Raw genomic sequence first — 19,983 nt, 5'->3', positions numbered from 1 at the left:
AGGACTACTCGGTCGGCTCCGCGACAGCGGTGGACTGCTCACGCACGACGGCCCGAGCGGCAGCCTGCCCCGTCGTCGAACTCTTGACGATGTCACTCAGGGTGAACCCGGCGGTCGTCCCGAGCAGGGCGTCGACCTCGCTGAACTGGCTCACGATGCTCTTCGACAGGGCGCCGGCGCCGTCGGAGGACACCACGGTCAGCTTGTCGATGTTGCCCATCGGCGCCGCGAGCTCGCGGGCGATGCTCGGCAGGGTCTCGATGGCCTTGACGCGCAGGACGGCCTCGGAGTGCTGTGCGAGCGCGTCGGCCTGGGCCTTCGTGGCGTCCGCCTCGGCCTGACCCTTGGCGCGGATCGCGTCGGCCGCTGCCTCACCTTCGGCACGGGAGGCGTCGGCGGCGAGCTTGCGCGCCTCGGACTCGGCCTTCGCCTCGGCGGCGATCGCTTCGGCGGAGATCCGACGGGCCTCGGCCTGGGCGCGGGCCGTCTCGACCTGGGCACCGGCGGCCGCCTCGGCCTCGACGCGGGTCTTGCGCGCCTGCGCCTCGGCGACGGCGGAGACCTCGGACTCGAGCTCGGCACGGCGCAGCTCGGCACGCTTCTGCGCGGTGATCTGCTCCTGCTCGACGACGCCCTGCGCCGCACGGGCCTGGGCGAGCGGACCAGCGGCTGCGGCCTCGGCCGATGCCCGGTCGGCGTCGAGCTGCAGTGCGGCGCGGCGGATCGCCAGGGTGTTCTCGGCTTCGGCGATGGCCTGGTCGGCGGTGGCACGGGCTTCTCGCGCTTCGCGGTCGGCCTGCGCCTCGGCGTTCTCCGCCTCGAGCCGGACGCGGGCGCGCTCGGCACGACCGAGGTCGCTGATGTACTCGTTGCGGTCCGAGATGCCCTTGATCTCGAAGGAGTCGACGTCGAGCCCCTGGCTGTGCAGGGCCTCCTTCGCCACGTCGAGCACCGCGACGGTGAGCTGGTCGCGGTTGCGGATGATCGTGGACACGTCGGTCGCACCGATCGACGCACGGAGCGATCCCGACAGGACCTCGCGCGCGAAGTCGTCGATCTTCTTCTCCTGCCCGAGGAACCGCTGCGCGGCCGCCCGGATCGAGGCGTCGGTCTCGCCGACCTTGACCAGCGCGACCGCTTCGACGTCGATCGTCACGCCGCGGGAGTCCTGCGCGTTGACGTTGATGTCGATCGCCCGGGAGCTGAGCGAGAGCTTCGCGACCTTCTCGAAGAACGGTCGGACGAGGACGCCGGCGCCGAGCACGACCTTGATGCCGGACTCGACGGTCTCGGTGCCGTCGTCGTTCTTGACCTTGCGCGAGCGCTTGCCGGTGATGATGAGCGCTTCGTCGGCGCCGGCGTTGCGGTACACGACCTTCGCGTAGATCAGTGCGATCACGGCGAGGACGATGATCCCCACGATGATCAGCGGGATGGCTCCGAGTGCGAACAGGACTTCCATGACTCCCCCTCCGGACCAGGCGCCAGCCTGGATTCCGCATCTGTTGTTCCGTCGGCTCCCATCCTAGGAGATCGCGCGGACGGACAGGAGGCGCGGTGCAGGATCACCTGCAGCGCGCCTCCTGTCGATGGTCGCGTCTGCGCCTACGCGCCCGCACGCCACCAGTCGTCGAACGGCGTCGCCGGCACCTGGCGCTTGTGCTCGGTCGCGCGGTACCGCGACTCGATCGCCTCGGCGACCTCGAACGGCACGTCGTGCCCCTGCAGGTAGGCGTCGATCTCGGCGTAGGACAGCCCGAGGTTCGCTTCGTCGGTCTGGCCGGGCGTCTCGTCGAGCAGGTCCGCGGTGGGGGCCTTCTCGTACAGGCGGGCGGGCGCTCCGAGGTGCTCGAGCAGCTGCCGCCCCTGGCTCTTCGACAGGCCGGTGAGCGGCGTCAGGTCGACCCCGCCGTCGCCGTACTTCGTGAAGAAGCCGGTGACCGCCTCGGCAGCGTGGTCGGTCCCGACGACGAGCAGTCCGCGCTGGCCGGCGACGGCGTACTGGGCGACCATGCGCATCCGGGCCTTGACGTTGCCCTTCACGAAGTCGCTCAGCTCGACGCCCGAGGCAGCGGTGTCGAGCATGACGCCGTCGACGCCGTGCTCGATGTTGACGGTGATGCCCGGGTCGGCTGCGATGAACTGCAGGGCGAGCTGGGCGTCGTCCTCGTCGGCCTGCACGCGGTACGGCATGCGGACGGTCGTGAACTCGGCGGGGTGGCCCTCGGCGCGGAGGGACTCGACCGCGAGCTGGGTCAGGCGCCCGGCGAGCGTGGAGTCCTGGCCGCCGCTGATCGCGAGCAGGAACCCCTTCGCGCCGGTCGTGAGCAGGTAGTCACGGAGGAACCCGACACGGCGGGCGATCTCCTGCTCCGGCTCGATGGTCGGCTGGACGTTGAGGTCCGCGGCGATGGCGGCTTGGAGTTCACGCACCACCCCAGTATCCCGCTGCACCCGCCGGAGTGCACAGCGTTCAGCGGACGGGTTCTGCGTGCACCGGCCGGATCGTGTTGTCGTGGTCGACGCCGATCGCGCAGGTGCAGACGACGCCGAGCGTCTCGGCGCTCTGCGTCAGTCGGAACCGCTCGACGTGCGGCGGGCCGACTCGACGGTCGAGCGGGTGGGTGTCGTGATCGTGCACGGTGGTCCTCACTGACTCGTGGTGGTGCGGATGTCCGGTGCGGTGGCGGTCCGAACCGCCACCGCACCGGAGGGCCCGAGGCGACCCGAACGCCGCGGCCCCGTGGAGACGCACGCCGGTACCCGCCGGCGCGCGTCGGAGTTCATGGACGCCGGCGGCGTCGCGCTCGGAGCGCAGTGCGAGTCATGGGTCCCTTTCCCGGGCGGAGGTCCGCCGCTGCTGATCCGTCCCCCGGCGGTTCGACGGGAGACCCGAACGGTCCGGTACCGGACCGAGGACGACGGCTGGTGAGGCCGTCTTCCTGTGCAAGCTACCAGCGCCACACCCCGAGGCCATACCCCCGTTCCGGGGCCGAGCCACGGGTCGGACCCTCGTTGACAGTTAGAGATCAAACAGTTAGAGTTCTGATCATGCAGGCACCGGATCTCACCACCCCGCTCGAACTCATGCGGTGGATCGGATGGGCACAACGCAAGGCGGCTGACGAGTGGGTCCGTGATCGGGACCTCACCCGCGAGCAGAGCTTCGTGCTCGGGTACCTGCAGCAGAACCCCGGGGCGATCCAACGCGACATCGCCGAGATCACCCGGACCAGCGCGGCCAGCGTCTCGAGCCTCCTGCAGGGCCTCGAGCGGCGCGGCCTCGTCGAACGGCGACCCGACGCCACGAACGGTCGGACGAAGACGGTGCACGCCACCCCGGCGGGCATCGACCTCATCGCCGGCTTCACCGACGCGATGGTCGCCCTCGACGACACCCTGCTCGCACCACTCGACACGGACGAACGCGCCACCCTGCGGCACCTGCTGCAGAAGGTGACCGCGGAGCTCGCACCGCCGACGCGGTAGCGCCGCCCCGGCACCGACGTCACCGGCGCGCTCGACGCGCCACGGGCCTCCCGGCCCCACCCCCCGCACGCGACGGCATCCCGTCGCGCCCTCAGCCCTGCCCACGAGGAGGCAGTCATGACCACCACCACCCCCGAGAACACCGCCGCGGCCACCAACCGCTGGTACCTCTCCGCCGCCCCGATCGCCCGGGCCCTCGTGCACCTGTGTGTGCCGATGGCCGCTGCGATGGTCGTCAGCGCCCTGTACAACGTCATCAACGCCGGCTTCATCGGCTCGCAGCACGACACGTCACTGCTCGCCGCGATCACCTTCGGCACCCCGCTGCTCGGCATCGTCATGGCCGTCGGCGGCGTGTTCGGCGTCGGCGGCAGTGCCCTGATGTCCCGTCTGCTCGGCGCCTCGGAGCACGACCCCGCCAAGGCGCAGGACATCAAGCACGTCGCCTCGTTCGCGCTGTGGGGAGCCGTCGTCACCGGTGCGGTCCTCGCCGTCGTCGGGCTCGTGCTCCTGCGCCCCCTGGTCGCCGTGCTCGGTGCCGACGCAGCAGCTGTCCCCGCCACGAGCGAGTACGTCGCCGTGATGCTCGCGTTCGTCCCGGTGCTCGCCTCGTCGTTCGCCCTCGAGCAGATCGTCCGCTCCGAGGGTGCTGCACGCCAGGCGATGATCGGCCTGGTCCTGTCGACCATCGGGAACCTGGTGTTCGACGTGCTCTTCATCCTCGTGCTGCACTGGGGCGTCGGCGGCGCAGCGCTGGCGGTCGGACTCGCGAACGTCGTGTCGATCGCCTACTGGGTGACCTGGCTGCAGCGGAACAGCGAGAACGTCAGCTTCGCGCCGAAGTGGTTCACGCTCCGTGCCGACATCCTGAAGCCCGTCTTCGGCATCGGCGTCGGCGAACTGCTGCAGTCCGCCTTCCTGATCGTCACGACGCTCGTGCTCAACAACCTCGCCGCCGCCTACGGCGACGACCCGCTCGCCGCCATGGGCGTCGCGGTCCGCATCGCGCAGGTGCCGGAGTTCCTGGTGATGGGCGTCACGATCGGCGTACTGCCCCTGCTCGCCTACGCGTTCGGCAAGGGCGACGCCGCACGTCTCCGGGCCGCCCTGCGCGGAGCCGCCTTCACGGTCGGCGCGATCGTCCTCGTGTTCTCCGGCGCGGTCTTCACCTTCCGCGAGCAGGTGTTCACGATCTTCTCCGGCGACCACTCGGTCCTCGCGATCGGCCTGACGATCCTGACGGCGCAGCTCGTCGCCGCCATCGTGAACGGGTTCACGGGGTTGCTCACCTCGCTGTTCCAGGCGACCGGCATGGTGCTGCCCGCGATGGTGCTGTCGCTGGCGCAGGGCGTGCTGTTCATCCCGATCGTCATCGTCGGCAACCTGTGGTTCGGACTCGCCGGGATCATCTGGGCGCTGACCGTCACCGAGGTCATCGTGTTCGTCGCCGCGGTGGTGCTGTGGCTGGCGTCGCGCGGGAAGATCGCGCGCGGCCTGGCCGCCGGCAGCGAGGAGCGGGCGGACGCCGCACTCGAGGAGGCGCCCGCCGCCGCGTAGCGCGGTGCGCGGTGCGGTGCGGCGCGCTCGCATGGTGAGCAGAAGAGGTCGGGTCCCGTTCCAGGACCCGACCTCTTCTGCTCACCAAGCGGGGGTGAACGTGGCCAGCGTCTGACGGGAGGCCCGTGGCGGCCGGGTGGCGGGCCTCCCGTCCGGCGCGTGGCCGGGTGGCAGGCACGGCGCATGGTGCGCAGGAATGGTCGCGTGGCGCTCGGCCACCCGACCATTCCTGCTCACGAAGTGCGTCGGGTGCGGCGCAGGAGGAGCACGACGACGGCCCCGGCTGCGAGGACCGTGCCGGCGCCGAGCGCGACCCAGACGCCCGGGGCGATGCCGGGCGCCGAGTCGGGCGCGCCGTCGGATGCCCCGGTGGCGGTCGCCGTCGACGTCGGAGTGGGGGTGACGGGGTCCGACGTGGGCACCGTCGTCGCCGGAGTCGTCGCGGATGGTGCCGCGACCGCGGCCCGGTACTCGAACCCGTACGAGCCGTCGATCGGGTGGCCGTCCGGCGACACGTACCGCCAGAGCACCGTGTACGCGCCGTTCTCGAGGTCGACGGCCTTGCCCATCGTCATGCCGGAGACGGTCACCTCGCCCGTCGACACGTCGGTGCCGTCGGCGTCGGTGACCTGGATCCGCAGTCCGGCGTCGAGACCCGCGAGCGGTGCCTCACTGAACGTCAGGTCGACCCGGTCGAGCGGTTCGGTGACGACCGCGCCGTCAGCGGGCGAGCTGCCGATGAGCGCCGAGTGCGCCGAGGCCGGTTGAACCCCGACGAGCGCCAGGAGCCCTCCGATGACGATCGCGAGGGAAGCTGCCGTCGTTCGTCCTGTCCGCATGCACAGACTCTACAAGCCGTAGAGCAGCGGACCGGGACGGATCAGATCTGCTCGCCGAGGAAGTCGGCGTAGGACGGCTCGCGCCGTGCGTCACCCGTGCTGGTGGAAGCGTGACCGGTTCCTTCGAGGCGCTCGGCCACGAGGGCTTCGAGGTCCTCCGGCGACCGGAGGCCGTGGCGGTGCCAATCGTGCTGCATCCTGGCGGTCATGACGACCAGCCCTTCGTCGAGATGATGCGCATCTCGGATTCGTCCGGATCGACCCGCTGTGCCAGACCCCACATCTGTGAGGAGCATCGTGACGACGGGTCCCTGATGACCGATCCAGTTCCTCCACGGTAGGGGTTGCGTCCGACGCCGTCGAGCGCGGTGCGCTTCTCGGCCGATCGCACGCCGCCGCCCGGATCGCCGTAGCGTCGGGGCATGGAGATCCTGTTCATCCACGGCGCCCTGGTCCGCGACGGTGCCTGGTGGTGGCAGCCCACCGCCGACCTGCTGCACAGTCGCACCGGAACCCGCGGCCGCACCGGCATCCGCAGCCGAGCGGTCTCGTTGCCGTCCTGCGGCGAGGGGCAGTCGGGACACCCCGACGGTGGGCTCGCCGAGGACGCAGCCGCCCTGCGCGCCGCCCTCGACGACAGCGACGGGGCGATCGTCGTCGGGCACTCCTACGGCGGCACCGTCATCGCCGAGGCCGGACGGCACGGCGCCGTCGCTCACCTGCTGTACGTGTCCTCGTACCTGCCCGACGTCGGCTCCGCGCAGGCCGGCATCATGGCCGACGAGCCGGTCCCCGTGTCGATCGGCCCGGCCGGTGAAGGAGTCCTCGCCGTCGCCGGGTACGACGCTGGGTCCTTCGGTGCCCGCTTCCTGCAGGACGCCGACACGAGCACCCAGCAGGCCGCCTGGGACCGGGTGACCGCCCAGTCGGCGGGGGCGTTCGTGACGCCGACGACGGCAGCAGGGTGGCAGGACGTCGACTCGACTTATCTCGTCTGTACCGAGGACCGCAGCACCACCGTGGGGCTGCAGCGCGCGCACGCGGCGCGGGCGACGCGGAGCGTCGACGTGCCGACCGGGCACCACCCGTTCATCACGCGGCCCGACCTGGTCGTCGAGCAACTGGAGCTGCTGCTCGGAGGCGCCGCGGCCTGAGCCGGGGCAAGACGACGGACGGGAGGTGCGGTGCCAGCTGGCACCGCGCCTCCCGTCCGTCGGGTCCGTGCCATCAGGGCACGTGACCAGTCGCGTGGTCTCGCTCTGGTCAGTCGGTGCCGGAGTCGAAGGCTGCGCCCTCGGAGGCGAGGTCCGTCCGGCGTCCGAGTGCGTCCTCGGCGTCCGAGGCGATGACGGCGCCACCGAGGATCTCCTCGGACTCGCCCGCCTCGAGCTCGCCGACGAGCTCGGCCGTCGCACCGCCGATGAGACCGGCGGCCGCGTACTGCTCGAGCCTTGAGCGGGAGTCCGCGATGTCGAGGTTGCGCATCGTCAGCTGACCGATGCGGTCGTCCGGACCGAAGGCGGCGTCGCCGACCCGCTCCATCGAGAGCTTGTCGGGGTGGTACGACAGCGCCGGACCCGTGGTGTCGAGGATCGTGTAGTCGTCGCCGCGACGCAGGCGCAGCGTGACCTCGCCGGTGACGGCCGAGGCGACCCAGCGCTGCAGGGACTCGCGGAGCATGAGCGACTGCGGGTCGAGCCAGCGGCCCTCGTACATCAGGCGCCCGAGGCGGCGGCCCTCGTTGTGGTACGACGCCACGGTGTCCTCGTTGTGGATCGCGTTGAGCAGCCGCTCGTACGCGATGTGCAGCAGGGCCATGCCCGGTGCCTCGTAGATGCCGCGGCTCTTCGCCTCGATGATGCGGTTCTCGATCTGGTCGGACGCGCCGAGGCCGTGGCGGCCGCCGATCGCGTTCGCCTCGTAGACGAGTGCGACGGCGTCCGTGTACTCCTGGCCGTTGATCGCGACGGGGCGTCCGGCCTCGAAGCGGATGCTGACGACCTCGGTGGCGACCTCGACGTCGTCACGCCAGGCGGCGACGCCCATGATCGGCTCGACGATGTCCAGGCCGCTGGAGAGCTCTTCGAGGCTCTTCGCCTCGTGCGTGGCACCCCAGATGTTGGCGTCGGTCGAGTACGCCTTCTCGGTGGAGTCGCGGTACGGGAAGCCACGGGCGACGAGCCACTCGCTCATCTCCTTGCGGCCGCCGAGCTCCTCGACGAACTCGGAGTCCAGCCACGGCTTGTAGACGCGCAGACGCGGGTTCGCCATCAGGCCGTAGCGGTAGAACCGCTCGATGTCGTTGCCCTTGTAGGTGGAGCCGTCGCCCCAGATGTCGACGCCGTCCTCCTTCATCGCGCGGACGAGCATCGTGCCCGTCACCGCACGACCGAGGGGCGTCGTGTTGAAGTACGTCTTTCCGCCGGAGCGGATGTGGAACGCGCCGGTCTGCAGGGCGACGAGGCCCTCTTCCACCAGGGCGCTCTTCGCGTCGACCAGGCGGGCGATCTCGGCACCGTACTCGTGGGCGCGGCTCGGGACGGCATCGATGTCCGGCTCGTCGTACTGACCGATGTCGGCCGTGTACGTGCAGGGGATCGCCCCCTTCTCGCGCATCCAGGCAACGGCGCAGGAGGTGTCGAGACCCCCTGAGAACGCGATGCCGACTCGTTCGCCGACGGGGAGACTGCTCAGGACCTTGGACACGGGGTCAATCGTACGGGGAGACCGGGGGTCGCTACCGTCCAGCGCGACGGTTGTGGAGAACTCGAACCGGGAACCGATCCGCTGCGCCCGGACAATACAGGGCATGAACCAGATCACGGGGGACCGAGCGGACTGGGCGCTGGGCATCGCCGGCGACGGCCGGGCGGTCGGACGCGTCTTCGACCGCCACGCCCCACGCCTGCGCCGGCACGCCGTCGGCCTCGTCCCCACACCGGCCGACGCCGACGACGTCGTGGCCATCGCGTTCCTCGAGGCCTGGCGGAAGCGCGAACGCGTCCGCTTCGTCGACGACTCCATGCTGCCCTGGCTGCTCGTCACGGCGACGAACACCGCGCACAACCTGACCCGCGCCACCCGCCGTCACCGGCTCTTCCTCGGGAGGTTCCCGGTCGACGACCCCGCTCCCGACCCCGCAGAGTCGTTCACCGACGCCGAAGCGGTCGCAGCATTGCGCGGGCTCCCGATCGCAGACCAGCGGGTCCTCACGCTCTGCGTGCTCGAAGGCCTCGGCGAACGCGAAGCGGCCGCAGCCCTCGGGGTCGCACCGGGCACCGTGAAGTCCCGGCTCCACCGGGCGAAGGCACGACTCCAGCAGCAGTACTCGACGTCAGCGGAACCCCTCGGAGGCACACTGTGAACGACCACATCTCCCCTCGTCTCGCCGCGATGCGCGACGCCCTCGTCGCCGACGTCGACGCAACGGCCCACCCCGCGCGTCGGCGGCGACCCACTCGCGGCACGGTCGCCGCGGTCGTGACGGCCTTCGCCGTCGGCGCCGGACTCACCGGAGGGATCACGGCTGCGGCGCTCCCCGGCGCCACCGCGGACGCCGCACGCGAGGATCTGCTCGCGACGACGACCCGCTACGGGACGGTCGAGGTCAACCACGCATCGATGCTCGGCTCCCCCGCGTTCACCGTCACCCACGGCGACGCCTCGTTCTCCCTCGGCGCTCGGCCGGAGGGCGCCGACCGGGTGACGCTCACGTGGGAGTGTCTCGACCCCGGCACCTTCACGGTCGAGGTCGGCGGGACGACCGTCGCGGACGCCGTCGCGTGCACGCCGGGTTCCATGCCGCGATGGAGCCTCTCCCCGCTGACCGGATCCGGAGCGGCCGCCGTGTCGGTCTCCGGTGGCGGCGGTGCCCGCTACGCCGTGTGGGCGTCGTGGGCCCGGTCGGCACGGATCGCGCAGCCCTCGCCCCAGCAGCAGGCTGCGATCGCCGACGGGACCATCACCCTGGCCGAGTACACCGCCGCCTTCGACCGGCTCGCGGCCTGCATGGCGCAGGCAGGGCACCCGATCGGCGACGTGGCGCCGTCGTGGTACGCCGACGGCTTGTGGTCGAGCACGGGCCCCGGCGCCGGCCCGTGGTACATCTGGTCGACGCCGACCGAAGCCGTCGACGTCCTCGACACGCAGTGCGCACCGCGCGAGTTCGAGCAGGTCGACACTATTTGGCAGGGCGAGCACCCGATCCCGGAGGACCCGCCGGCCGCGGGGTGATCCGCGTCGCCCGGCTTCGGTGCCCCTGGAGGGACTCGAACCCCCAACCGTTTCCTTAGGACGGAACTGCTCTTCCATTGAGCTACAGAGGCTGGCCCGTCCACTCTAGCGGCGGAACGGCTCCAGGAAGGTCGTCAGCTCGTCGACGTACAGCGCCGGTTGCTCGAACGGCGCGAAGTGCCCGCCGCGCGGCATCATCCGGTACGACACCAGGTTCGTCGTGCGCTCGAGCCACGCCCGCGGCGGCTCCACCAGGTCGCCGGGGAACAGCGAGAAACCGGAGGGCACCTCGACCCGTCGGGCCGACTGCTCCGGCGGGATGGCGGCGTTCGCGTGGTACATCCGCATCGCCGAGCCGATCGTGCCGGTGGCCCAGTACTCGGTCAGGAGTGCGAGCACCTCGTCCTGTGTGTACACGGACCACAGGTCACCGTCGCAGTCGCTCCACGACCGCAGTTTCTCGACGATCCACGCGGCGAGCCCGGCGGGTGAGTCGTTCAGGCCGACCGCGACGGTCTGCGGCTTGGTGCGGTGCATCATCGCGTAGGCACCCTCGGCGTCGCGCCACCGGGCGGTCGCGGCGACGAACCCGCGTTCCTCCGGCGACAACGTGTCGAGGTCGATGCCGGGCCAGGCCAGGCCGCCGTCGATGCGGTGCACGGCGACCACCCGGTCGGCGTGGTCGAGCGCGAGGTAGCGGGCGACGTGGGTCCCGATGTCCCCGCCGGCGACCGCGAAGCGTTCGTGGCCCAGCTCCGTCATCAGCTCGGCCCACATGCCGGCGACCGCGCGGGCGTCGATCGGCTGCGGGGGCGCGTCGGAGAAGCCGTACCCGGGCATGTCCGGCACGACCACGTCGAACCCGGCCTCGACGAGCATCGGCAGGACCTTGCGGTACCGCCACCCGGAGTCCGGCCAGCCGTGCGCGAGCAGGAGCGGCAACGCGTCGGGCGTGCCCGCTCGGGCGTGCAGCACGTGGATCCCGGTGCCGTCGATCGTCAGCCGTCGGCTGGGCAGTGCGGCGAGCGCCGCTCGGTGCGCGTCGAAGTCGAAGCCGTCGGCCCAGTACTCGATGAGCGACCGGAGCTCGTTGACGTCCGCCCCGAGGGACCAGCCAGCGCCGGCGGGTGCATCCGGCCAGCGCGTGGCCCGCAGTCGCGCGCGGAGGTCCTCGATGGTCGCGTCGTCGATCTGCGGTGTCTCGCCCATGCCCGCGACGCTACTCAGCGGGACCGACACCCGGGCGGCGGTCACCGCACCCGAGCCCGCGTCAGCAGCAGTCGCAGGCGTCGGCCGCGCGCTCGCCGGTCAGGGCGGCGACCGGCTGCTTGCATGCGTCACCCCGCCAGGCCTCGAGCCCCTCGCGCACCGCGAACACGACGACCACCAGGCCGGCCACCGGATCAGCCCACGACCAGCCGAACAGCGTGTTCAGGAGCAGCCCGACCAGCACCGCGGCGGACAGGTAGCTGCACACCAGGGTCTGCTTGGAGTCCGCGATCGCCGACGCCGAACCGAGTTCCTTGCCGGTGCGCCGTTCGAGCAGGCTGAGGAAGGGCATCACGGCCAGACTGACCGCCGCCAGCACGATCCCGACGGTGCTGTGCTCCGGCTCGCGCATCCCGGTCAGGGTCAGCACCGCGTCGACACTGACGTACAGCGCCAGTGCGAAGAACGACACCGCGATGACCTTGAGCGCGACGCGCTCCCGCGCTTCGGGGTCCGGTCCGGCGAACTGCCACGCGACCGCTGCGGCGGACAGGACCTCGACGACGGAGTCGAGTCCGAAGCCGATCAGGGCGGTCGACGATGCCACCGAACCGGCGACGATCGCGATGACCGCCTCGATGACGTTGTACGTGATCGTCGCGGCGACGATCCACCGGATCCGTCGCTGCAGCACCCGTCTGCGATCAGGAACCGCCCGGACGGTCGCGTCGGTCATGCGCCGGGTCCGCAGCAGAGCGGGACGTCGCAGTCCTCGTCGGTGCAGGCTTCGCCGTCGTCGACGGCGAGCACGACCTCGAGGAGCGAGCGGATCGCAGCCCCGAGGTGCGGGTCGGCGATCTCGTAGCGGGTGGAGCGCCCCTCGGGCACCGCGACGACGATGCCGCATCCGCGCAGGCAGGCGAGGTGGTTCGAGACGTTCGAGCGGGTGAGCCCGAGGTCGGCCGCGAGCCGGCCCGGGTAGACCGGCGCTTCGAGCATCTCGAGCAGAATCCGGGAGCGCGTCCGATCCGCCATCGCCCGGCCGAGCCGGTGCATGACGTCGAGCCGCGGGGCTATGGTCAGCATGCGCTGACCATACAGCGTTCACTGACCTGTTGCGAGCGAACGGCGGACGGGAGGCCCGTGGCGGGCCCGCCACGTGCCTCCAGTCCGTCATCGAGTGAGCACAAGACGACGGGTCGCCGCCCGCGACCCGTCGCCTTCTGCTCACTGGGCGCCTGCAGCGCAGGCCGCTACGCGGCCACGAGGTACTCGTCCCACTCCGCCTGCGGACGCTCGATGCCGCGGACGACCCACGACGAACCGTGCGGGATCTTCGGACGGAAACGCAGCCGCCACCCCATCTCCTGCGGGGTTCGGTCACCCTTCTCGTTGTTGCACGCCAGGCAGCAGGCCACGAGGTTCTCCCACGAGTCCTGCCCACCGCGCGACTTCGGCTGGACGTGGTCGATGGTCGTCGCGTGCCGGTCGCAGTACGCGCACCGGTTGGCGTCGCGGCGCAGGACTCCGCGGCGCGACACCGGCACGAGTCTCGAGTGCGGGATGCGCACGTACCGGGTGAGGATGATGACGGACGGCCGATCGAAGCTCGAGGTCGACCCGGTGACCGGGTGCTCGAGGTCGGCTGCGACGACGGAGGCCTTCTGGTTCATGACCAGCACGAGGGCTCGTCGGAACGAGATCACCGCGAGGGGCTCGTAACCGGCGTTGAGGACGAGAGTGCGCATTGGTTCCCTTCCGACGTGCCTGGACGGCTTCCAGGCGCTGCGGGTGCGTCGGACCGGGGTCCTTCGCAGGTGACCGTCGCTCGCGCACACGTCCCCTGAACCACGAAGAGCACCACCCGGATGGGCAGTGCTCTGGTCATGCAGGGGCGTGCTCGTGCACGCAGGCGGTGGTCGACCGTATGTCGATGCGCGCGCGCCGACCCATGGTGCGGGTCGTGCGGAACAACGACATGGGGTCTCCCTGCTCGGGGCCTTGCGGACCGGTGCAGCGCCAGGCTACGTCAGAAACCGGCCCGGCACGAGGGTGCACGGGCCGGTTTCGGCGATGTTCACGGGTTCGATGCCCCGCGGTCGGGTCTGATGCCTCAGATGCCGAAGCGGACGATGTGGTAGTCGCTGGTCCAGATCGGACGGATCGACACGGAGCCACCGGGCTTCGGGGCGTCCATGATCATGCCGTTGCCCATGTAGAAGCCGTCGTGCGCCTCGTTGTTGAAGATGACGACGTCGCCGGGCTGCGCCTCGGACTCGGGGATCGTGGTGCCGGCCTGGTCCTGCAGCGGCACGGAGTGCGCGAGGTTGATGCCGTACTGGGCGTAGACGAACATGACGTAGCCCGAGCAGTCGAAGCCGGACGGGTCGGCGCCGCCGAAGACGTACGGGGTGCCGATGTACTGCTTGGCGGTGGCGACCACGGCCGGCAGCGAGAACGGGGTGTCCGCGGCGCTGGAGCTGGCCACGTAGTCGGCGGCGGACGGGCCGGTGTACGAGGCATACTGCTCGGCGGTCTGGGCACGCGCCGCCTGCGTGGCCGATGCTGCCTGCTCGGCCTGCTCAGCGGCTGCCTCGGTCGCTTCGGCCTGGTCGGCTGCAGCCTGCTTGGCCGCGGCGCGTGCGTCGAGCGTCGCGGTCGACGTCGCGCCGTAGCCGTCGCGGCTCGTGCCGGCCAGTGCGACGGCGTCGGACACCGAGAACTCCTGGCTCTCCGTCGCACGGACCTGGCGCTGCGCGTTCGCCGCCTCGGTGCCGGTGGAGGTCTGCGCGGCGAAGGCCGGCGCGACCGCCACGGTGCCGAACATGCCGGCGGCCACCGTCAGGACGATGGGGGCGAGGAACTTGCGCTTGCGCGACGACGAGCTCGCCTTGGCAGCGGTCGCGGTGGCTGCGGCCTGTGCGGCACGACGGCCACCGGGGAGCGGGGCGGAGCGGACCGGGACGACCTTGCGGGTCGGGCGCGCGTCGGCCTGGCGAACGGACCGCCGGGTGAGCGGTGCGTCGGTGGCGTTCTCGGTGTTCGTCGGGTTGGCGGGCGTCTGGTCGTCCGCGGCGGAACCGGTCTGCGTCAAGGGTGTGGTCTCCGGCGTCTCGTCATCACGCTGCCGTGGGTGTCCGGCGACGTGCAACCCCATCCGTTCGTCATCGTTTCCGATCGAGGCAGGAGACGGGTTCGAGACGTCCTGCCACGGGTCTCCGGCTCAGGCGCAGCGCGGGGACTCGACGAGTGTACGGGGCCGTCGTTACCTTGTCGAGATGAAACGGGCCGTTTGTAACGAAACGGTAAAGAAGCCCTGGTCAGGGCCCTGAAATCAGTCCCGCTCGATGTACACGTGCTGCGCGACCTCGACGGGGAGCTCGATGCCCGAGTCCTCACCCTCGACGCGGACGGCGACGTAGGCCCCGGCGCGCTGCACGCTCGCCAGACGACCGGGCATGACGCCGGCCGTGCGGAGCTGGTGCAGGAGCTCGGGCTCGAACTGCACGGGCTCGCCCAGACGACGGATCACACCGGTCGCGACGGCGTCGGTGCCCTCGGTCGCGGCGACGATGTTCTGCACGCCGTCGAGGAACCCGGCGGCTGCGGGGCCACCGATCTCGGCCAGGCCGGGGATCGGGTTGCCGTAGGGCGACTCGGTCGGGTTGCCGAGCATCTCGAGCAGGCGGACCTCGACCTGCTCGCTCATGACGTGTTCCCACCGGCAGGCCTCGTCGTGGACGAACGCCCAGTCGAGTCCGATGACGTCGGCCAGCAGGCGCTCCGCCAGACGGTGCTTGCGCATGACGTGGGTGGCCCGGGAGCGTCCTTCGTCGGTGAGCTCGAGGTGGCGGTCGCCGGAGACGACGACCAGGCCGTCGCGCTCCATGCGGGCGATGGTCTGCGAGACCGTCGGGCCCGAGTGGCCGAGGCGCTCCGAGATGCGAGCGCGCAGCGGAACGATCGCCTCCTCCTCCAAGTCGAGGATGGTGCGAAGGTACATCTCCGTGGTGTCGACGAGATCGGTCACGGTCCGCCTCTCATGTCTGGGCCCAGCGGCCACCACCCTACTTGTTCGGACCGACGAACTCCGACCGACACTTGCACGGGGCAAGAAGAGGGCCGTGGCCGCAGCGGTCCAGGCCTCCCCGTCCGGCCGGTACAGGCGCACCAGCACTGGGATCGCGCTCGGTAGGATCGGTGCATGGCAGACATCGTCATCCCCGCCGAACTCCTCCCCACCGACGGCCGCTTCGGCTGCGGACCGTCCAAGATCCGCGGCGCGCAGCTCGAGTCCCTCGTGACGCGCGGGGCCACGATCCTCGGCACGTCCCACCGCCAGAAGCCCGTGAAGGACCTGGTCGGCAGCGTCCGCTCCGGGCTCGCCGACCTGTTCCAGGTCCCCGAGGGCTACGAGGTCGTCCTCGGCAACGGCGGCTCGACCGCGTTCTGGGACGCCGCCGCGTTCGGCCTCATCGAGCGTCGCGCAGAGAACCTGTCCTTCGGCGAGTTCGGGTCGAAGTTCGCCAAGGCCGCCAGCGCCCCCTGGCTCGAGGCACCGCACGTCGTCGAGGCCCCCGGCGGATCGCTCGCCGCGCTCGAGCCCGTCGACGGCGTCGACGTCTACGCCTACCCGCACAACGAGACCTCGACCGGTGTCATGGCCCCGGTCGTCCGCGCCGCCGGTGACGCCGGAGCACTGACGGTCGTCGACGCCACGAGCGCCGCCGGTGGTGCCGCGTTCGACGTGGACGCCACCGACGTCTACTACTTCGCCCCGCAGAAGAACTTCGCCTCCGACGGCGGCCTCTGGCTCGCGCTGTTCTCCCCCGCCGCGATCGAGCGCGTCGAGCGCATCGCAGCGAGCGGTCGGTACATCCCCGAGTTCCTGTCGCTCAAGAACGCCGTCGACAACTCGCGCCTGAACCAGACGCTGAACACCCCGGCGATCTCGACGCTGCTGCTGCTCGACGACCAGGTCCGGTGGATCAACGAGTCGGGCGGCCTGGCCTGGGCGGACACCCGCACGAAGACCTCGTCGTCGACGCTGTACGACTGGGCCGAGTCGGTCGACTACGCGACGCCGTTCGTGACCGACCCCGCAGCCCGCTCGCAGGTCGTCGCCACGATCGACCTCGACGACTCGATCGACGCCAAGGCCGTTGCCGCGACCCTGCGCGCGAACGGCATCGTCGACACCGAGCCGTACCGGAAGCTCGGGCGCAACCAGCTGCGCGTCGCGACGTTCACCGCGATCGACCCGGACGACGTCGCGAAGCTCGTGCAGGCGATCGACTTCACGGTCAACGCCCTGCGCTGACCCGTCCGTCGCGCGGGCCAGCGCCGGCGACGAACACCACGGAAACGACGAAGCACCACGGGATCCCGTGGTGCTTCGTCGTTGTTCGGGTGCGTGTCAGGAGCGGTGGAAGTCCGGGTCGACCTCACCGGCATCGAGCTGGGCGCCGTCGAGGTCGGCGTCCGGGTCGACGGGCTGCACGCGCTGCGCGCGACGACGGCGAGGGGGCTGCGGGGCGTCGTCGACGTCCTCGTCGTCCGCATCAGCGGTGTCGGCGAGCGCGTCGACGTCCACACCATCGATGTCGTCGTCGTCCGGTTCGTCGAGGTCGTCCTCGTCCGCTTCGAACTCGGAGTCCTCGTCGTCCTCGTCGTCATCCGACTCGTCGTCGGCTTCGTCGTCGTCCGAGTCGTCGTAGTCGGCGTCCTCGTCCGACTCGTCATCGAAGTCGTCGTCGTCCTCGTCGTCTGACTCGTCGTCATCGCCCTCGTCGTCGGACTCCTCGTCCGAATCGTGGTCCTGCGCCGCCCGGTACTCGGCCAGTCGCTCGGACCACGGCACCCACTCCGGCGCGACGAGCGAGCCGTCGCCGGGCATCAGCTCGACCTCGAGCACGGTGGGGTCCTCGTCGCCGACCTTCGCGACGCTGACGGTCCAGCGCCAGCCGGGGTAACCCGGCATGCGGTTCGCGAACAGGACGGAGACGGCGCCGTCGCCCTCGTCCACGGTGCCGACGGGCGCGCCGATGCTCGACTCGGGGGTCACCTCGAGCAGCGCGGTGCGCGCCAGGTCGGTGTAGTCCACAGGTACTGCGTCGCTGTCTGTCATGGCGTCACGCCTCCAACTGGTCTGCGACGTGCCGCAGGATGGCGGCGAGTCGATCGCCGTTCTTCGGGTAGCGGCCGTGGCGGAGGTCTCCGCTGATCCGGTCGAGTTCCTTCACCAGGTCCTCGACGATCACGGCCATGTCGTCTGCGGAGCGACGGGTCATCCGGGACAACGACGGCTGCGGGTCGAGGAGCCGCACGGACAGTGCCTGCGACCCCTTCTTCCCCTGCACGACGCCGTACTCGAGCCGGGATCCCGCCTTCACGGTCACGACGCCGTCGGGCAGCGAGGACGCGTGCAGGAACACCTGGTCGCCGTCGTCTCCGGTGATGAAGCCGAAGCCCTTGTCGTCGTCGTAGAACTTGACCTTGCCGGTGGGCATGCGTGGACTCCTCGAGGTCGTGGTACGGCCGTGGTGCGTCGGATATCCTGGGTCGATGGCCAATCCGACCCGATCAACCGGGAACCCGCAGGATTCCGCAGAACCCCCGGTGACGTTCAATCGTACCGAACGCGCTCTGGCGTTCATGATCGGTGGGATCATCATCCTCGGCCTGCTCTGCTTCGTCGCGATGATCATCATGTGGCTCACCGCTCCGGCCGCCCGGGGCACGATGCCGTGGCCGGTGGTCATGGCCATACCGCTCTACGGCTTCCCGATCGCCATGGTCCTGGTCTTCGCCCTCCTCGGCATCACCTGGACGCGCCGCGCACGAGCCAACCGGACGGCTCGCTGACGTCCGCCCCGGACGCTGGCACCGGACGATGACGACCACCGCCGACCTGGCCGCCCGACTCCGGGCGCTGCCGGACGACTCCCTCGAACGACTCGTCGCTGCGCGGAGCCTGCCCCCGGCCGCCCTCGGCGAGACCGGTCCGCAACGAATCACCGACTTCTTCGACCTGGCCGAGGCGCTCCGCACCGACGACGCGGTCGACGCCGCCGTCGAGCACCTGCCCCGCGCCACGATCCTGGCGCTCCGCGACGGCGGGGACGCCGACCGCCTCGGTCCGGCGATCACGCTCGGCCTGGCCGACGAGGACGGCGCCGTCGACGACGCGGTCGCCGCTCGCGTGGCCGCCCACCCCGACCTCGTGGCACTGCGATCGACGGGAGGCCCGGATCGCCCCGACCGCGCCGCCCACGCCGACGACGTGGCCGGCCAGGACCGCGCGCGCACCACCGGCGCGGAGCAGGCGTTCTCGAGCATGACCGTGCTCGCCGAGCTGCTGCGTGCGGTGGACGCCGGCACCGTCCGCGAACTCGTCAAGGGCGGCATCGGCACGCCGCTCGCGAAGACCCTGGCCGAGCGCATCGGCACCGACGCCGACGTCGTGCCCGGCCGCCTCGCACTGCTCGACCGGGTCGGGTTCGCCGACCCGGGCTCCGGCCGGTGGACGGTCACCGACGCCGGACAGGACTGGCTCGTCGCCGACTGGCCGGACCGCTGGGCGACCCTCGTGTCGGCCTGGGCGGACACCCTCGGCCCCGCGGTGCACGAGGTCCTCGCACTCGCCGACGACGACCTGCGCGACCTCGTGGCACTCGGCCGCTGGGCGTACCCGGCGGGCTCCCGCTGGCTCGACGCCGTGCTGCTCGAGGCGGCCGGCACCGCCGCGTCGCTCGGACTCGCGGTCGACGGCACCGTCACGAGCACCGGCCGCGCGTTGCTGGACGGTGACGCCAGGCCTGCAGCGGACGACCTGCCCGGCACCGTCAGCCAGGTGTACCTGCAGCACGACCTGACGGTGATCGCCCCCGGGCCCCTCGCCCCGGTCGACGACGCCGCCCTGCGCACGGTCGCCGTGCTCGAGGCACCCGGTCTGGCCGCCCGCTACCGCATCTCCGAGGACACCCTGCGCACGGCGTTCCGTGCCGGGCACTCCCGTGACGACGTCCTGGCGCTGCTCACCCGGCTGTCGTCGACCGGCGTCCCGCAGCCCCTCGCCTACCTGGTCGACCAGGTCGCCGGACGCGACGGCAGCATCGTCGTCGACCGCGGCGAGGGCGGGGTCGGCACCGTGGTGCGTGGCACCGCGGACCAGCTCGACCTGATCGGTGTCGACGCCGAACTCCGGCAGATGGCGTGGGAGCGCAGCGACCTGACGACGCTCACCACCCGCTACCCAGCGCACGTCGTGCACACCGCGCTCGAGGACCAGCGCTACCCGGCCGTGCTCGCGACCGGCGCCCGCCCCGAGACGCACCACGGGCCTCCCGGTCGGCGCAGCCCCACCGGACGCTCGCCGGAACAGGCGGCGCACGCACTCGTGGAACGGCTCCGCCTGACCACCCAGCGTGGCGATGCGGAACCCGAGCAGGAGTGGCTCGGGCGGCAGATCGACCTGGCCGTGCGCGGTCGCACGCCGATCCGGCTGACGGTGCGGATGCCGGACGGCTCCGAACGGCCGTTCTCGATCATCCCGACCTCGGTCGCCGCCGGACGCGTCCGAGGGCGCGACACCAGCGTCGACGTCGAGCGCACGCTCCCGCTGTCGCTCGTCGTGGCGGTCGAGAGCGACGCCTGA

The 19,983-nt window shown here is 71.2% G+C and carries 22 protein-coding genes and 1 tRNA gene; 8 read left to right on the top strand and 15 right to left on the bottom strand.

Translation table 11 applies throughout. From position 1 onward, the window contains the following. Positions 1 to 4: 4 nt before the first annotated feature. The 3 genes from EDF47_RS07010 to EDF47_RS19760 form a co-directional block, all read right to left on the bottom strand. On the bottom strand, positions 5 to 1,462 hold the full coding sequence (locus tag EDF47_RS07010) for an SPFH domain-containing protein (protein WP_123936833.1): 1,458 nt from the start codon (positions 1,460 to 1,462) through the stop codon (positions 5 to 7). A 143-nt stretch (positions 1,463 to 1,605) separates the two neighbouring features. Further along, positions 1,606 to 2,433 (bottom strand): ammonia-dependent NAD(+) synthetase, encoded by an 828-nt coding sequence (gene nadE / locus EDF47_RS07005; RefSeq protein ID WP_131877437.1) that lies wholly within the window; start codon positions 2,431 to 2,433, stop codon positions 1,606 to 1,608. 40 nt (positions 2,434 to 2,473) lie between these two features. After that, positions 2,474 to 2,641: a hypothetical protein gene (locus EDF47_RS19760; RefSeq protein ID WP_159570252.1), complete on the bottom strand. Its 168-nt coding sequence runs from the start codon at positions 2,639 to 2,641 to the stop codon at positions 2,474 to 2,476. Between the two features lie 410 nt (positions 2,642 to 3,051). Here EDF47_RS19760 and EDF47_RS07000 point away from each other — a divergent pair, with 410 nt between their 5' ends. Next, positions 3,052 to 3,489, top strand: coding sequence for a MarR family transcriptional regulator (locus EDF47_RS07000; RefSeq protein WP_123340836.1), 438 nt, complete (start codon positions 3,052 to 3,054; stop codon positions 3,487 to 3,489). Positions 3,490 to 3,606: 117 nt separating this feature from the next. Next, positions 3,607 to 5,046, top strand: coding sequence for an MATE family efflux transporter (locus EDF47_RS06995; protein WP_123936834.1), 1,440 nt, complete (start codon positions 3,607 to 3,609; stop codon positions 5,044 to 5,046). A 233-nt stretch (positions 5,047 to 5,279) separates the two neighbouring features. Here the strand turns inward: EDF47_RS06995 and EDF47_RS06990 are convergent, their stop codons facing one another. Together EDF47_RS06990 and EDF47_RS19755 are read right to left on the bottom strand one after the other, a co-directional pair. After that, positions 5,280 to 5,885, bottom strand: a complete 606-nt coding sequence (locus tag EDF47_RS06990) for a copper resistance CopC family protein (RefSeq protein WP_131877439.1) — start codon at positions 5,883 to 5,885, stop codon at positions 5,280 to 5,282. Between the two features lie 41 nt (positions 5,886 to 5,926). Then, positions 5,927 to 6,094: a hypothetical protein gene (locus EDF47_RS19755; protein WP_159570266.1), complete on the bottom strand. Its 168-nt coding sequence runs from the start codon at positions 6,092 to 6,094 to the stop codon at positions 5,927 to 5,929. A gap of 213 nt (positions 6,095 to 6,307) precedes the next feature. On the opposite strand from EDF47_RS19755, the gene EDF47_RS06985 reads away from it, so the two are divergent. Further along, positions 6,308 to 7,039 carry an alpha/beta hydrolase gene (locus EDF47_RS06985; protein WP_131877441.1) on the top strand — a complete coding sequence of 244 codons (732 nt, stop codon included), beginning with the start codon at positions 6,308 to 6,310 and terminating at the stop codon, positions 7,037 to 7,039. Positions 7,040 to 7,148: 109 nt separating this feature from the next. Here the strand turns inward: EDF47_RS06985 and argG are convergent, their stop codons facing one another. Further along, the gene (gene argG / locus EDF47_RS06980) at positions 7,149 to 8,591 is read right to left on the bottom strand and encodes an argininosuccinate synthase (protein WP_131877443.1); all 1,443 of its coding nucleotides are present in this window, start codon (positions 8,589 to 8,591) and stop codon (positions 7,149 to 7,151) included. A gap of 103 nt (positions 8,592 to 8,694) precedes the next feature. On the opposite strand from argG, the gene EDF47_RS06975 reads away from it, so the two are divergent. Both EDF47_RS06975 and EDF47_RS06970 read left to right on the top strand, forming a co-directional pair. Then, positions 8,695 to 9,249: an RNA polymerase sigma factor gene (locus EDF47_RS06975; RefSeq protein WP_123293323.1), complete on the top strand. Its 555-nt coding sequence runs from the start codon at positions 8,695 to 8,697 to the stop codon at positions 9,247 to 9,249. Then, the gene (locus EDF47_RS06970; RefSeq protein ID WP_123936838.1) at positions 9,246 to 10,118 is read left to right on the top strand and encodes a hypothetical protein; all 873 of its coding nucleotides are present in this window, start codon (positions 9,246 to 9,248) and stop codon (positions 10,116 to 10,118) included. The genes EDF47_RS06975 and EDF47_RS06970 overlap by 4 nt, the downstream gene beginning before the upstream one ends. A gap of 20 nt (positions 10,119 to 10,138) precedes the next feature. Here the strand turns inward: EDF47_RS06970 and EDF47_RS06965 are convergent. The 7 genes from EDF47_RS06965 to EDF47_RS06935 all read right to left on the bottom strand — a co-directional run bounded on the left by EDF47_RS06965 (position 10,139) and on the right by EDF47_RS06935 (position 15,357). Further along, a tRNA-Arg gene (locus tag EDF47_RS06965) sits at positions 10,139 to 10,210 on the bottom strand. A 13-nt stretch (positions 10,211 to 10,223) separates the two neighbouring features. After that, entirely contained in the window at positions 10,224 to 11,327 is a 1,104-nt protein-coding gene (locus EDF47_RS06960; protein WP_132099044.1) for an epoxide hydrolase family protein, read from the bottom strand. Between the two features lie 61 nt (positions 11,328 to 11,388). After that, the gene (locus tag EDF47_RS06955) at positions 11,389 to 12,063 is read right to left on the bottom strand and encodes a cation transporter (protein ID WP_133938850.1); all 675 of its coding nucleotides are present in this window, start codon (positions 12,061 to 12,063) and stop codon (positions 11,389 to 11,391) included. Continuing rightward, complete coding sequence (locus EDF47_RS06950) at positions 12,060 to 12,413, bottom strand: metalloregulator ArsR/SmtB family transcription factor (RefSeq protein ID WP_133938848.1); 354 nt, start codon at positions 12,411 to 12,413, stop codon at positions 12,060 to 12,062. The genes EDF47_RS06955 and EDF47_RS06950 overlap by 4 nt, the downstream gene beginning before the upstream one ends. 167 nt (positions 12,414 to 12,580) lie before the next feature. Next, entirely contained in the window at positions 12,581 to 13,075 is a 495-nt protein-coding gene (locus tag EDF47_RS06945; protein WP_111085210.1) for an HNH endonuclease, read from the bottom strand. A 365-nt stretch (positions 13,076 to 13,440) separates the two neighbouring features. Continuing rightward, on the bottom strand, positions 13,441 to 14,484 hold the full coding sequence (locus EDF47_RS20320) for a C40 family peptidase (RefSeq protein WP_123293317.1): 1,044 nt from the start codon (positions 14,482 to 14,484) through the stop codon (positions 13,441 to 13,443). Between the two features lie 177 nt (positions 14,485 to 14,661). Next, positions 14,662 to 15,357: a metal-dependent transcriptional regulator gene (locus EDF47_RS06935; protein ID WP_111085212.1), complete on the bottom strand. Its 696-nt coding sequence runs from the start codon at positions 15,355 to 15,357 to the stop codon at positions 14,662 to 14,664. A 174-nt stretch (positions 15,358 to 15,531) separates the two neighbouring features. Here EDF47_RS06935 and serC point away from each other — a divergent pair, with 174 nt between their 5' ends. Then, a complete protein-coding gene (gene serC, locus EDF47_RS06930; protein WP_133938846.1) occupies positions 15,532 to 16,647 on the top strand; it encodes a phosphoserine transaminase in 1,116 nt (371 codons plus the stop codon). A 96-nt stretch (positions 16,648 to 16,743) separates the two neighbouring features. Here the strand turns inward: serC and EDF47_RS06925 are convergent, their stop codons facing one another. Both EDF47_RS06925 and EDF47_RS06920 read right to left on the bottom strand, forming a co-directional pair. Next, positions 16,744 to 17,454 (bottom strand): DUF3027 domain-containing protein, encoded by a 711-nt coding sequence (locus EDF47_RS06925; RefSeq protein ID WP_133938844.1) that lies wholly within the window; start codon positions 17,452 to 17,454, stop codon positions 16,744 to 16,746. Positions 17,455 to 17,458: 4 nt separating this feature from the next. Beyond that, the gene (locus EDF47_RS06920; protein WP_111085215.1) at positions 17,459 to 17,836 is read right to left on the bottom strand and encodes a cold shock domain-containing protein; all 378 of its coding nucleotides are present in this window, start codon (positions 17,834 to 17,836) and stop codon (positions 17,459 to 17,461) included. Positions 17,837 to 17,945: 109 nt separating this feature from the next. On the opposite strand from EDF47_RS06920, the gene EDF47_RS06915 reads away from it, so the two are divergent. Beyond that, positions 17,946 to 18,191: a multidrug ABC transporter ATPase gene (locus tag EDF47_RS06915; RefSeq protein ID WP_111085216.1), complete on the top strand. Its 246-nt coding sequence runs from the start codon at positions 17,946 to 17,948 to the stop codon at positions 18,189 to 18,191. 28 nt (positions 18,192 to 18,219) lie between these two features. Further along, entirely contained in the window at positions 18,220 to 19,983 is a 1,764-nt protein-coding gene (locus EDF47_RS06910) for a helicase-associated domain-containing protein (protein WP_133938842.1), read from the top strand.

It is taken from the genome of Curtobacterium sp. PhB190 (genome assembly GCF_004365385.1).
Lineage (GTDB): Bacteria > Actinomycetota > Actinomycetes > Actinomycetales > Microbacteriaceae > Curtobacterium.
Note: the sequence above shows the minus strand (reverse complement) of the source record. Positions and strands in the feature narration are given on the sequence as shown.

Bases quoted from the DNA above. Each gene is read 5' to 3' on its own strand.
- EDF47_RS07010 (WP_123936833.1), bottom strand. From the start codon at position 1,462: ATGGAAGTCCTGTTCGCACTCGGAGCCATCCCGCTGATCATCGTGGGG.
- EDF47_RS07000 (WP_123340836.1), top strand. From the start codon at position 3,052: ATGCAGGCACCGGATCTCACCACCCCGCTCGAACTCATGCGGTGGATC.
- EDF47_RS06995 (WP_123936834.1), top strand. From the start codon at position 3,607: ATGACCACCACCACCCCCGAGAACACCGCCGCGGCCACCAACCGCTGG.
- EDF47_RS06990 (WP_131877439.1), bottom strand. From the start codon at position 5,885: ATGCGGACAGGACGAACGACGGCAGCTTCCCTCGCGATCGTCATCGGA.
- EDF47_RS19755 (WP_159570266.1), bottom strand. From the start codon at position 6,094: ATGACCGCCAGGATGCAGCACGATTGGCACCGCCACGGCCTCCGGTCG.
- EDF47_RS06985 (WP_131877441.1), top strand. From the start codon at position 6,308: ATGGAGATCCTGTTCATCCACGGCGCCCTGGTCCGCGACGGTGCCTGG.
- EDF47_RS06975 (WP_123293323.1), top strand. From the start codon at position 8,695: ATGAACCAGATCACGGGGGACCGAGCGGACTGGGCGCTGGGCATCGCC.
- EDF47_RS06960 (WP_132099044.1), bottom strand. From the start codon at position 11,327: ATGGGCGAGACACCGCAGATCGACGACGCGACCATCGAGGACCTCCGC.
- EDF47_RS06955 (WP_133938850.1), bottom strand. From the start codon at position 12,063: ATGACCGACGCGACCGTCCGGGCGGTTCCTGATCGCAGACGGGTGCTG.
- EDF47_RS06950 (WP_133938848.1), bottom strand. From the start codon at position 12,413: ATGCTGACCATAGCCCCGCGGCTCGACGTCATGCACCGGCTCGGCCGG.
- EDF47_RS06945 (WP_111085210.1), bottom strand. From the start codon at position 13,075: ATGCGCACTCTCGTCCTCAACGCCGGTTACGAGCCCCTCGCGGTGATC.
- EDF47_RS20320 (WP_123293317.1), bottom strand. From the start codon at position 14,484: ATGGGGTTGCACGTCGCCGGACACCCACGGCAGCGTGATGACGAGACG.
- serC (WP_133938846.1), top strand. From the start codon at position 15,532: ATGGCAGACATCGTCATCCCCGCCGAACTCCTCCCCACCGACGGCCGC.
- EDF47_RS06925 (WP_133938844.1), bottom strand. From the start codon at position 17,454: ATGACAGACAGCGACGCAGTACCTGTGGACTACACCGACCTGGCGCGC.
- EDF47_RS06920 (WP_111085215.1), bottom strand. From the start codon at position 17,836: ATGCCCACCGGCAAGGTCAAGTTCTACGACGACGACAAGGGCTTCGGC.
- EDF47_RS06910 (WP_133938842.1), top strand. From the start codon at position 18,220: ATGACGACCACCGCCGACCTGGCCGCCCGACTCCGGGCGCTGCCGGAC.